The organism is Enterobacter cloacae complex sp. IR53041, from assembly GCF_049238285.1.
Lineage (GTDB): Bacteria > Pseudomonadota > Gammaproteobacteria > Enterobacterales > Enterobacteriaceae > Enterobacter > Enterobacter roggenkampii.
This window is the reverse complement of record NZ_JBMKHB010000008.1, coordinates 85645-97694: the sequence shown is the minus strand read 5'-3', so window position 1 is coordinate 97694 and position 12050 is coordinate 85645. Positions and strand designations below refer to the sequence as shown.

Genomic DNA, 12050 nt, shown 5'->3' with positions numbered 1-12050 from the left:
TGGTGGCGTTGCTGCCAGCGGAGTAAAGCAGAGAATGGTTATTCGGTTGTGGTCAGTTCGGGAATGGCTTTTCCGGTAATGCCTTCGAGTTCACCGCCAGACTCAATCATCTTAAGCAGAAGGATCTGCTCATTCATCAGACCGATGCCATGAGAGGCGTAATAGACACGCCAAGCAGAAAGCACAGGTTCAATGATTTCCATAACATCACGGCCTTTTGCCAACTCATGGCTATAAGGCGTCAGAATATCCCGGATGATTTTTGCATTCTTAGCCTGCTGACGCAGACCTTTGATGATATTCATGGCTTCACGAGTTGCTGGGTATAGTTTGTCTGCTTTCCTGGAGCCGCCAACGCGGGTTCTGAAACTGCGAAGATTTACTAACGAAGTGATTTTGTTGTCGATTGCAGAAACAATCTCTGAGGCGGTAGCGTTCGAAAAGTCGAACAGGACTGGTTTTGTCATCTAATCTCCTATGTTGTTTAAATGTTTCCTTTTCTCAAGGTATGAATATATTATGTCATAAATCACACTTTTTGTCAAGTTTTTTGTTGCATAACAGACAAAAGTGTGCTATCAGCATTTTGGGGTGGGCCGCATAATTCCATAAAGCAACATACAATGTCATTAGCAATTCGTGCTGAATTTAATTATATGCATTGCATTCTTATTTCAGGTGGGAAATAATAAAGGGTTACACCCCCCATGGCGCGTTCTAAGCGATTCCAAGCCGTAGGCAGTACCTATGGGTTACCTCTACCGTTTAAATGCCGTGTAGCGTGTCTGATGCGCTCTGTGAACCTCCTGTTATCTAGTCTTGATTGTCCGTTGTCAATCAACGGTCACAACAATCAAGATGAATCGGGGATTCACCGCATAGCGGCTTTGTGAAGTCTGAGGGGGGAGCGCCGCCCCTCCAAGGGGGGAGTGTACGTCGCGTTGCAAGCTCCTCTGCGCCATGCTCGATTCACATTTGACTGACGCGCCTCGCGGCTTGTCTTCCACACATATCTGAAGTGGCAGAGCCATTCGGAGCGGAGCGATAAGACATCACTCCTTAACACCAACAATTGAACGCATGTTCAACCAGTCTTTGACCTGTCTTTAGATCTTGACCTTAAGTCTTACATGGTTCTAAAAGTCTTTTGTGGGTTTTATTAGTCTCATAAAAGAGTCTTTTTAGTGGGGTATTTTTACCCCCATTGCTGGCACTCTATATGGGTATATTTACCCCCATACCAAAATTCAATAGGGGTGTATTTACCTACATTCAAATTCCTATAGGGGTATTTTTACCCCCATGTGAGAGCATCTCACCACTTACCTTTCTTCAGTGGTCTGCTTCTCAAGGGCCCACAGCATCTAGGGATATTAAATTGTACTTAAATCGAATTAAGTGCCCCTTAAATCGCCATTTCTACCACCTATTGTGGGGTTGTAGTCACCTGCTAGCCTGTAGGATGTGGTGATCGTTATATCGAGATGTACACAACGAAGCCAGTAATGGCGTGGCCTCGGCAGATCTGTCACTCGTGGTGTGGCTAAACACAATCACCGATCCGCCCTTCAATACCGAAAAAATAAATTTTCTTAGCAAAAACAACTGAAAACCCTCCATTCCTGGGCCTGTGAGAGCCTCTCAGCGTGGTGCTGTGCTATGGGTGGGTCAGTTCACGATTGTGTGGAGATAACGCCGCTACGGGCTTCTGGTGGAGCGTAGAAGGGATTGGTGAGAATGCATACGCTGGTGTGGAAAAAGGTACGTATCCGTGACCTGTTACGGCGGGAGAATTTCGCCTGTTGGAGGCTGACGTAGTGGCCTGCTGGCAGGTATAAGAACTCACCTCTAACTTACACAATGTACATGTGTAAGTTATCAAATCATTGATTCTTATGAGATGTGTTGTGGATGAACATCTAAGAGGCTGTCTTATGCAGAATTTATGCAGAATCAGGCAAGGTTTATTCATTACTAGAGCCAGCATATGTGGTGTGCAAAGGACTACCCTTCGATATTTTAAAATGATGGTTCATTTTTATTGAACCACTGGAGAGACTGTCCAGCAGATCCCCAGGTAAACCAGGGTTTTTCCGACACTAATATCTGAAGAGTGGCCCTCACTTTCGTTTCCCACCGCGCGGGAGTGGGTGCAATAACATATAAAAAATCCTTTACAATGATCATATTATGATCAATATTTTCTTTGTAACTTACTTAATGAGATAGCAATGGGGAATTGTATGAAGAAGGTCGAACCAGTCAGAGACAAAGAGAAGATCGCAGAGGTTGAAAGACTGTTACGCCAGCATAACAGCAGCGCTATCTACGGTGATTTGTGGGTATTCCTTAATCAGACAGCGGCGCGTATTGGTGACGCTCTCAGATTGCGCTATACCGACTTTAATCACATCGAAGGGAACGTGTTGAACCTGAAGGAACAGAAGACAGGGAAAATCCGCTCGATCATTCTGACTGCCAAAGCACTTGAACTGGTAGCACAACGCCGTGCTGATAATCCTGGTCATGAATACCTGTTCGAAGTGGACAGCAACCGGGCCAAAGGAAAACCGATCAGCCGGGTGACGGTCTCAGCCAAATTCAAAGAAGCCGGGGATATGCTCAATTTGCACATTGCGGCGCACAGTCCACGTAAGAACCTTGGCTATCACGCCATAAAACGTGGGGTAAGTCTGCCGACGCTCACGAAGCTGTACGGGCATTCATCGCAGGCGGTCACGCTGGCGTATTGTGGGATCATGGATAAGGATGTTGAAGAAGTATTCCAGACCATCGACTATTAAGGACTGTTGATGTTAACTATATGTTGCACGCAACTATCAAAACCACTGGCAACATTCATTATTCTTATAAAGATTGCGCGATATCATGTTGCGCAATTCTGCCCTCCCGTTGAAGAAATCAGCACTCGATCAAATTTTGATTTTATTTTCTTAATCATTGACATGTCTTCCAGGCCTTATGCTGTGTAGGGTTTTGCATTTTTACCCTTTCACAACCTCAATTTAACGTCAAAATCAACCCTTGTGCAGAAAACAATCATCACTAGAATATCGACTATGTGGGGCCGCTATTGATTGACCACCCCCACATGTAGTGCTTCGCCTGAATTTTAGGCGTAAAAAAAACCGGATTCATTTGCATGAACCCGGCTTACAAAGCATGACCAATACGAGTCGCCAAACTCGTATGAATCTTAGCCTTGCCTTCATTTTTCACGGCTTGATTGTGCCAGGCAAAGAGGATCATGTAAACCATAAAATGACGCTCATAAGGAGCAATGCATGACTATTTGTAAACAATCACACCGTTACAACACTCTTTTCATTAGCTTACCTCACGATCAAGGTGGTGAAGGTCGCCATAAATGTTGCGGCTGCGCTTACGATCAGGGTTACCGCGCTGGCTTGGCTCGCACGGGTCAGGTTTGGGTAGATTTAGCCGCCTTACCTGATAGCCAGGCGGGAACTGTTCGCCATAAAAGCCCTCAAGCTGCTTTTGCTGATGGCTATCGTGACGGGGTACGTGATTCCTACCGTCAGGTTGGATAAAAGATGATCCGGATCACGAGGAGGGAGACCTCCTCGTGACCTGTAATTGAAACAGCATTTCAAAGAGAATATTCTTTTAAACATCTTAGTGAATAGCAAAGGTTAATAATGAAAAGGAAATTACAGGTTTTCGTATCCAGCACTTTTACTGATCTGATCGAGGAAAGACAAGCAGCGGTAAGTGCGATCCTTAAAGCTGGGCACATTCCCGCAGGCATGGAGCTGTTTACCGCTGCTGATCGATCACAAATGGATATCATAAAAAACTGGATCGATGAGTCTGACGTATATATGTTAATACTCGGCGGTCGCTATGGCTCAATCGAACCGACAACCGGAAAAAGTTATACTGAATTAGAATATGACTATGCTGTAGAAAAAGGCAAAGCGCTCTTCGCAGTTGTGATTACAAAGGAGGCGCTAGAAAAAAAAGTCATGGAAAAGGGAACTGACTTTATTGAATTAAAGGAACCGAAATCCTTAGCAGACTTCAAAGATAAAGTGTTATCAAACATGTCATCTTTTTTTGAGGATGTTAAAGATATTCGTTTGTGTGTGCATGAGAGCCTTTCTGATTTCAGCGCCAATAGAAAACTTAAGGGGTGGGTTTCAGCAGATGAAATCATTGATACTCATGATCTGGCTGAGGAAATCAAGAAATTAAATGAAGAAAACAGACAATTAAAATCACAGATTGAGATTAAAGACAAAAAAATAAGTTCATTTACGAATGATAAAGACATTGAATTAAAAGAGCTATACGATATCTTATCTGCAATAGAGATCACTGTTCCGCCAGAACATGCTGGCTCCGATGTGAGCATTGATACAAATCTTTTAAGTGTCTTCGTTGCATTCCGACGACCATTAATTAACGGAATAACCAATAATGTCGGAATGGATAGCACTGCCAACTATTTATATTTTACAATAAGTCCGATGCTTAAAGTTCATGGTCTCATGGAAAACGAGAAGGTTACAGGTGTTAAATATCGTAGGTATGTTATAACAGATAAAGGAGCTAAACTCCTTGCTTACGTTGAGAAAAACAAGGTCAAACGAGTTAAAGAGAAAAAGGAAGTCGTAGAAGAATGACATTATATGAGCCCTAGTAATAAAGGTTACTAGGGCTCGATCTCTAACGTTAAGACCAATTAAGCCCATCAATCACATAGCATACCGTGGATAGCGGGAATGTATGAAGATACCTTCTGGTAATCCCTGACCCGCTTTTCTCATGGCCTACGACCTGCTGCAAGTGTGCCAGATTGCCAACCCAGCCAGCTAAACAGGTTGAAATCATGGTATGCCGGAAACTGTGAACTAGCCGCCGCTGCCCATAATCATCAAGGTAGGGAATACCAAGCTGATCGCGGACATCGGCTAAAACTTTGCCGATCTTCGGCATATTCTTACCCGACACAGGCGAGAAAATCTTCTCTTTCCATTGGCGGTTTACAAAATCGAGGAACCCCCACTCGATCAGTTTGGGATGGATCGCCACCTGCCTTGTAGCGTTCTCGGTTTTCCCCTGCCCTCCTTCCGCGATCAGGAGATAGTGCCGCTGGCTATCTTCATCAAATTTGATCTGTGATTTCTCCAGCTTGGCGATTTCGCCTCTTCTGGCTCCCGTGTACGCCAACAACAAGGTGATCCATTTCTGCCAGCCATCAGGCTGCTTGAGCGCCCACCCTACAAACTTTCTCATTTCTGCTGCACTGTAAGCTCCAAACCTCGCTTTCGACGGTGCGGCGACAACTCCATCAGTCGGAGACTTCTCCAGAATATCTTTATTGTCAGTCAGGAAGGTTTTAAACAACGATTTGTAAATCTTTAAATGCTTGTGGATAGACTCAGCGCCAACCAAATCTTCAGGTGGCACATCATCACACTCGATCAATTGCTGAACCGTCATTGACCGATAAGGCTGCACTATACGCTTAGGCAAGTTTTCAACAACTTCCATCACCTGCTTAATGTCCTGTTTGGTGATCGTCGTGACATCGGTTGTTGTACCAAGGACAATTAACAGCACTTCCATAAAGCGCTCATTGGCTTGTGAGATAGCCTTCGTCCAGTTTTGGGCTTTCTCCTTTTTGTACATATTCCAAGCGCCAGCCAGTGTTAACACATCCTTTGACTGTGCTTCTGTTTGTTCTTCCTCATCTTCTGAAGGCGCAACAACCGCGCGGTATTCCTGAACAACTATCGGCTGAAGATTGCGCCGTTCATCACTGAGAAATTGTTGAACCAGCCAGTGTTCATTCTGTTGCTTTAAGCGGTTGCTGAAATCAGAAAGACGTTGACCAAACTGATCCGGGTGAATGGTTCCACGTTTGACTAATGGAATAGCTGGAGATGCAAATGACATCAAGAGTTGCGCGTGGCTGTGGCTATCTGTCTCTAACGACCGACGGAAATATTTATGACCCGACAGGCGAAAGCTGGCGTAGTAGATCCCGTTACGGATGATGGTGTGATTGATCGGTGTGTGTGCCATTTTGTTTGTCTCTGTGAGTGACAACATAACAAAATGAAGAGAAAAAACCGTGCAAGTCTTTGATTTATATCTTGGATAATCGCCAGGACTACGCTGGCATTATCCAGATCAGGTAATACGGGTATTTCTCAGCCTTCACAAAGAAGGGCACCCCGAGTCAAAATACTTTTAAAACAATGATTTATTAAAATCAATGTTCTCAATCAGTGTAACCGTGGCCACAGGCCAGGCGCAAGGAGTTTTGATTTATCACGGCAGCGTTCGCGTTATGAATCTCCCTAAACACGTTTTCGCTAGGGAAGGTGCGAATAAGTCACCAAACGCAAAAAAACGCCTATGTAAGTGATTGAATTTAATTGACTAAAAGTTTCATTTTCGTTGCGGAGGGTACTTATTCGCACCCTCCCTAACACTCAAGCGCTGGCAGGTAAGGTAGATAAAAGCATTTTCGACGCCGATCAGGATAGACAAGATCACGCCCTTCAGTATGCCTCTGACAAAGCGACTCAGGCATTTAATACGGGCGCTTATACGCAATCTTTAGCGGTTGATGCACAAACGGTAGCCGCTGCTAAGGAAGGTGCGAATAAGTCACCAAACGCAAAAAAACGCCTATGTAAGTGATTGAATTTAATTGACTAAAAGTTTCATTTTCGTTGCGGAGGGTACTTATTCGCACCCTCCCTAACAAAGCTGCTGTTGCTAACGTTCAGTCACGCCAGCAAGCACAAGAAACGACGATTCAGAATCACAGCGCACAATTAGCGAATCATGAATCACGTATTACTGCGTTAGAGAGTCAAAATAACGCGAAGTTCTCTTCTCTGGAGAATCAGCAGAATGAGGATCGCAAGGAATATCGTGCTGGTATCGCTGGCGCTGCTTCTCTTGCTGGTTTGCATTACGTTGATACCGATAACGCGGTTGCCGTCGGTGCTGCCAATTTCAAAGATGCGCAAGGTTACGCAGTCGGTTACCGTCATAAGTTCGCTGAGAATATAGCCGCTACCCTCTCTACATCAGGTACATCCAACGGTGATGAAATTGTTGCGGCGTCCGCATCTTACGGATGGTGATTTAACAATATTAAATTAAAATGCCAGCAAACCGCCAATCAGCTAAAAAACTCACCATTGAGTTTAATTAGCTGGCTATAACTCAATACATTGCTGCTAGCACAAAAATGACAAAGTACATTTTTATTTCCGCTGTTTTGTATCTCACTTTTATTTTATTAGGGATATGGATCGGCTTGATGTTAGGCACCTATATTTATAATTGTAATTACTGAGGCAATAATGAAAAAGTTAATGATGGTAGCGGCTATATTATCTCTTGCTGCGTGTTCCTCACCAGCTCAACGGATGGCTGATTGTCAAAGCAAAGGAGTGAGTAAAGATGCTTGTTATATTGCAGAGCAAAACCGCACCACAGCCATTAACGCTGCGGCTGAAAAACAGGCTTTAGAGAATGCTGCTCAACTTGCACAGTCAGCGCACAGGCGCCTTCCTGAAGGCTGCACTCAGGTTATGGATGCTGCCGGTCGTTGTGATAGCAAGCCAGCCAAAGTAAGCGGTGATTTAAAAAAGTTATCAGGTGATGCGGATCACGTTATGAATAAGCCTGTCTCTGATGCTGCTGAATATCTGCTTTCGAAAGGCTGGAAGCCAAATAAAGGTTCATGGCACAAGGGTAGCTATATTATGCAGCTGGTTGTCGAAAAAGAGAGAGTTGTAAACGCACAATTATCAAAAATGTGATCTTTGCAGGACGCTACCACCTGATAAGATTTACGTAGCCCCATGTTTATGGGGCTTTGTTTTAGCTCGTTAATAGATTTACTCCAGCTGCCACGCCCCGCCATGAATAAGCGATGCTCCTCCCGTCCAGGCAAATAACGCCAGCTCGCGGCAGTCGGCATCAGGATATATACGGCTGCTGAGGCACGCCTCACCCTCGTTAACAAACACTTCCACGGAAGAGCTATCAAAGAACAAACGAAGATTAAGCGCGTTGCTAAGGTTAAGCGCGACGCTTCGGGTCCCGCACAGGCCATACTGCGGATAGTCTCGCTCCAGCACCAGGCGCTGCATCTGCGCATCAACATAAAGGCGTAACCCGTCGCCAAGACGAATGCCGTACTGCTCCGCACTGCTGTTGGCGCAATCCCACTGCAGAATGACCTCCATCGCATCGCAGTGTTCCACCAGCGTCATCTGCTGGTTATTAAGCGTACTTATCGGCCAGGGGAACCACGCCCCGCGCAGGCTTTCCACTTCTCGGGCTGGCCGCATTTGCAGATGGTTATCGGCACTCAGCGTCAGTTCGCGCGGTAAAGAGAGCATGCCAGCCCACCCGTCCTCCTGTTCCGGAAGGGGAGATTCCCACATGTCCAGCCAGCCGATAACGAGGCGTCTGCCATCCGGCGTCAGGAAACTTTGCGGCGCATAGAAATCATGCCCGTAGTCCATCTCCACAAATTCACCTTCACGCACAAAAGGCTGACCAGGCTGCCATTCGCCTACCAGATAGCCGCTCTGGAAGAGATTGCGATGTTTAAATCCGTCTGCCGCCAGTCCCTGAGGCGAGAACATCAGCACGCGTTTACCATTGAGAGTGAAAAAGTCCGGGCATTCCCACATATAACCCAGCTCTTTTTCAGCCACCGCGAGCACGCCCCTGTCCTGCCACTCGCGCAGATCGGCAGACCGGTACACACGCACCTGGCCCGTATCCCCCTCGCGCGCGCCAACGACCATGTACCACCACGCCCCTTCACGCCATACCTTCGGATCGCGGAAGTGATGCAGCCCGGGCGGTGTATCAATGACTGTCCCGTGCCGCACAAACTGGATGCCGTCACGGCTGGTTGCCAGGCACTGCACCTGGTAGAGATTAGCCTCATCGCCAGGATCGCCGTGGAATTTGTGGCCGGTGTAAATCAGCGCCAGCGTGTCGCCATCCACCACCGCTGAGCCGGAAAAACAGCCGTCCTTGTCGTCTGGCCCTTCCGGGGCCAGCGCAACCGGGAGGTGCTCCCAGCGAACTAAATCTTTGCTGCGCGCATGGCCCCAGTGCATCGGCCCCCACTGGGTCGAATACGGATGGTGTTGATAAAAGGCGTGATACCAGCCGTCAAACCAGACCAGGCCATTCGGGTCGTTCATCCAGCCAGCGCGCGCTGCGAGGTGGTAACGGGGATACCAGCGCAGATTAAGCCCTTCGCGTCTGGACTGCAGTTCCTGTTCTGCTTTCGTAATGGAATACATCATTTCTCTACTCTTTCGATCAGATGGTGGAAGGTTGCGGCATGAGCGGGTCAGAAGAGGACTTACCCGAGCGCAACAGGAAGATGGAGATAAACGTGGTGCTGAAGACCAGTAGCCCCATGATGAGATATGACTGGGCAAAGCCGTATTTCTCATAGCTGTAACCTGCCAGCGGCGACAGCACCGAGGCAATCACCGAGCTTGTACAGGCAAAGCCCACCAGATAGAGGGTGGAAGAGAGCCGTTTATCAAAATGCAGGCTGTTGTATTTAAAGATGGAGACCAGCAAAACGGGTAGTTCAACCGCGTGCAATAGCTTGGTAATGGAGATCAATACCGGTCCCTCAACCAGACCCGATGCCACCATACGCATCGCCATCACCATTCCGGCGAAAATCAGGCCGTTTTTCGCACCGAGGCGATTCACCAGCCACGGGGCGCAGAACATGCCCGCCGCTTCCAGGAAAACCTGAAAGGAGTTGAGATAGCCGTACATGGCGTTTCCTTCCTGCAGCGTCGGGAACTGTGAGGAGAAATAGACCGGGAACTGCTGGTCGTAAACGCCGTAAATACAGGTGCCAATAACGAAAAACACCAGCGCCCAGAAGCGCGGCAGCGTCAACAGACGTAAGGCATCCTCCAGCGTGACCTTACCGCCGGATACCGCCTCCTGCATGGCGTGCGGCGCGGAAGAGACTCTTAGGCGCGCCAGCAACACAAAAAACACCAGCCCGGCGCAGCTCGCCACCGCGAAGTTCAGCTTCGGATTGATGTTGAACAGCAGACCGGCAAAAAAGGTTGCCACCGCCCAGCCAAGGGATCCCCACATCCTCGCCTTGCCAAACTCAAACTGACTCTGGCGGGCCACGCGCTCGGTATAGGATTCCAGTACACCAATCCCGCCGTTAAACGTCAGCCCGATATAAATCCCGCCGAAAATACTGCCGAGTAACACGTTAATCTGCAGCAGATAACCAAACAGCAGGAAGGCCGGACCGGAAAGAATGAGCAGGCTGGTCAGAAACCAGAGCAGGTTTTTTCGCAGGCCGAGTTTGTCCTGAATGAAGCCGTAGCAGATTTGCGCGCACAGCGCGGAGACGGACAGCACGGCATAGATGACCCCCGTATCCCCTGCCTTTAACCCCACCTCCTGGTGAAGCCAGATAGAGAGCAACGAGCCGGAAGATGACCACGTGACAAAAAAGAAAAACAGTAATGCGCTTAATAAAGGGTAGCTGTGAGAGTGATGCGTTTTCATCATGACATTCTCATGTTGGAGTAATGACGCAATGGTAACGTTAACATTTACGCTTTCACATGCTGTTTGGCTGAAATTTAAGATGTTAATCACGAAAGTTAACGTTAACATTAAGAGAATGAGATCGCGATCAAATATTCATCACTGAGGTAAACATGACCCGGCCTGGGCATCAGCCTTTCTTTTACATCAGCGACTTAGTTGTATACCCTTTCACGCAGAGCATTCACGGAGTAAGACAATGGCTTCCCTGAAGGACGTCGCAAAGCTGGCTAACGTATCGCTGATGACGGTCTCCCGCGCGCTGAACAGCCCGGAGCGCCTTAAGCCGGAAACGCTGGCGCGCGTTCAGCTGGCTATTGAGCAGACCAGCTACGTGCCCGATCTGTCCGCCAAGAAAATACGCGGCGCGCATGCCTCGCCTAAAACCATAGGGGTACTGGCGCTCGATACGGTGACGACACCGTTCTCGGTGGAGATCACGCTGTCTATTGAAGAGACGGCCAGAATGCACGGCTGGAACAGCTTCGTGATGAATATGTTTACCGATGACAATCCGGACGCCATTGTCGACCTTCTCCTCTCTCATCGGCCCGACGGAATTATCTACACCACCATGGGGTTACGTCAGGTTCCTCTCCCGGCCAAACTCCTCACCCTTCCCTGCGTGCTGGCCAACTGCGAAAGCGACGGCGAAAAGGTCGCCAGCTATATTCCCGATGATGAGCAAGGGCAATATACCGCCGTGCGGGCGTTACTCGCGGAGGGTTATCGACGCCCTCTCTGCCTGCATTTACCTGAGGGGCATCTGGCCACAACCCGCCGTCGTCAGGGGCTGGAGCGTGCATGCCGTGAAGCGGGGCTCGATCCGGACAGCCTGGAGCACTGCTATATGGCACTCGGCGATGAGCACTATCGCGACATTCCGGCCGTGTTGCTGGCGCACATGCAGAATGGCATTCCCAGGTTCGACGCCGTTATCTGCGGTAACGATCGTATCGCGTTTATGGTGTACCAGACGCTACTGGGACAAGGGCTTCGTATACCGGACGACGTCGCGGTGATCGGCTATGACAATATGGTGGGCATTGGGGAGTTGTTCCTTCCTCCTCTCACGACGGTACAACTGCCGCACTATGAAATTGGTCGCCTGAGCGCCCTGCATATTATTAACGGTGAAGAACATCAGGAAACCACGCGCGTAGAAAGTCCATTTTTACTGCGTGATTCCGTTGCACAGGCAACGTGAGCACCGTTTTCTGCACCTGCCGGATAAACAGGGAAAGCTTCCCTCCTTTTATGCCGTTCAATGGCACGATTTGTCACACTCTTTTCTGCGGCTTTACACACCGGGCAAATAGCCTGTAACTAGCTGTTTTTATTTGGCATAAAATACAATTTTCATTTTAAAAAAGGGGATATTTCCTCGCTATACACACGTGTCACAAAAC

General features: G+C 48.0%; 10 protein-coding genes. 6 read left to right on the top strand and 4 right to left on the bottom strand.

Features of this window, described 5'->3' with window-relative positions; genetic code table 11:
* Positions 1 to 38: 38 nt before the first annotated feature.
* Positions 39 to 467, bottom strand: coding sequence for a hypothetical protein (locus ACOTXF_RS08175; protein ID WP_136466621.1), 429 nt, complete (start codon positions 465 to 467; stop codon positions 39 to 41).
* Positions 468 to 2243: 1776 nt separating this feature from the next.
* On the opposite strand from ACOTXF_RS08175, the gene ACOTXF_RS08170 reads away from it, so the two are divergent.
* The 3 genes from ACOTXF_RS08170 to ACOTXF_RS08160 all read left to right on the top strand — a co-directional run bounded on the left by ACOTXF_RS08170 (position 2244) and on the right by ACOTXF_RS08160 (position 4667).
* A complete protein-coding gene (locus tag ACOTXF_RS08170) occupies positions 2244 to 2804 on the top strand; it encodes a tyrosine-type recombinase/integrase (protein ID WP_232926850.1) in 561 nt (186 codons plus the stop codon).
* 501 nt (positions 2805 to 3305) lie between these two features.
* Positions 3306 to 3572, top strand: a complete 267-nt coding sequence (locus ACOTXF_RS08165; protein WP_136466625.1) for a hypothetical protein — start codon at positions 3306 to 3308, stop codon at positions 3570 to 3572.
* Positions 3573 to 3680: 108 nt separating this feature from the next.
* Positions 3681 to 4667 (top strand): DUF4062 domain-containing protein, encoded by a 987-nt coding sequence (locus tag ACOTXF_RS08160; protein WP_136466627.1) that lies wholly within the window; start codon positions 3681 to 3683, stop codon positions 4665 to 4667.
* Positions 4668 to 4716: 49 nt separating this feature from the next.
* Here ACOTXF_RS08160 and ACOTXF_RS08155 read toward each other — a convergent pair whose 3' ends face one another.
* Entirely contained in the window at positions 4717 to 6072 is a 1356-nt protein-coding gene (locus tag ACOTXF_RS08155; RefSeq protein WP_234115145.1) for an integrase, read from the bottom strand.
* A gap of 656 nt (positions 6073 to 6728) precedes the next feature.
* On the opposite strand from ACOTXF_RS08155, the gene ACOTXF_RS08150 reads away from it, so the two are divergent.
* Both ACOTXF_RS08150 and ACOTXF_RS08145 read left to right on the top strand, forming a co-directional pair.
* Positions 6729 to 7148 (top strand): YadA C-terminal domain-containing protein, encoded by a 420-nt coding sequence (locus ACOTXF_RS08150; RefSeq protein ID WP_234115147.1) that lies wholly within the window; start codon positions 6729 to 6731, stop codon positions 7146 to 7148.
* Positions 7149 to 7370: 222 nt separating this feature from the next.
* Positions 7371 to 7832: a hypothetical protein gene (locus ACOTXF_RS08145; RefSeq protein WP_063448250.1), complete on the top strand. Its 462-nt coding sequence runs from the start codon at positions 7371 to 7373 to the stop codon at positions 7830 to 7832.
* A 78-nt stretch (positions 7833 to 7910) separates the two neighbouring features.
* On the opposite strand, the gene ACOTXF_RS08140 is transcribed toward ACOTXF_RS08145, so the two are convergent.
* Together ACOTXF_RS08140 and ACOTXF_RS08135 are read right to left on the bottom strand one after the other, a co-directional pair.
* Entirely contained in the window at positions 7911 to 9344 is a 1434-nt protein-coding gene (locus ACOTXF_RS08140) for a glycoside hydrolase family 32 protein (RefSeq protein ID WP_047747598.1), read from the bottom strand.
* A 16-nt stretch (positions 9345 to 9360) separates the two neighbouring features.
* Entirely contained in the window at positions 9361 to 10602 is a 1242-nt protein-coding gene (locus tag ACOTXF_RS08135) for an MFS transporter (protein WP_021241479.1), read from the bottom strand.
* Positions 10603 to 10840: 238 nt separating this feature from the next.
* Between ACOTXF_RS08135 and ACOTXF_RS08130 the strand changes: the two genes are divergently transcribed.
* On the top strand, positions 10841 to 11848 hold the full coding sequence (locus ACOTXF_RS08130; RefSeq protein ID WP_021241480.1) for a LacI family DNA-binding transcriptional regulator: 1008 nt from the start codon (positions 10841 to 10843) through the stop codon (positions 11846 to 11848).
* Positions 11849 to 12050: the final 202 nt, after the last annotated feature.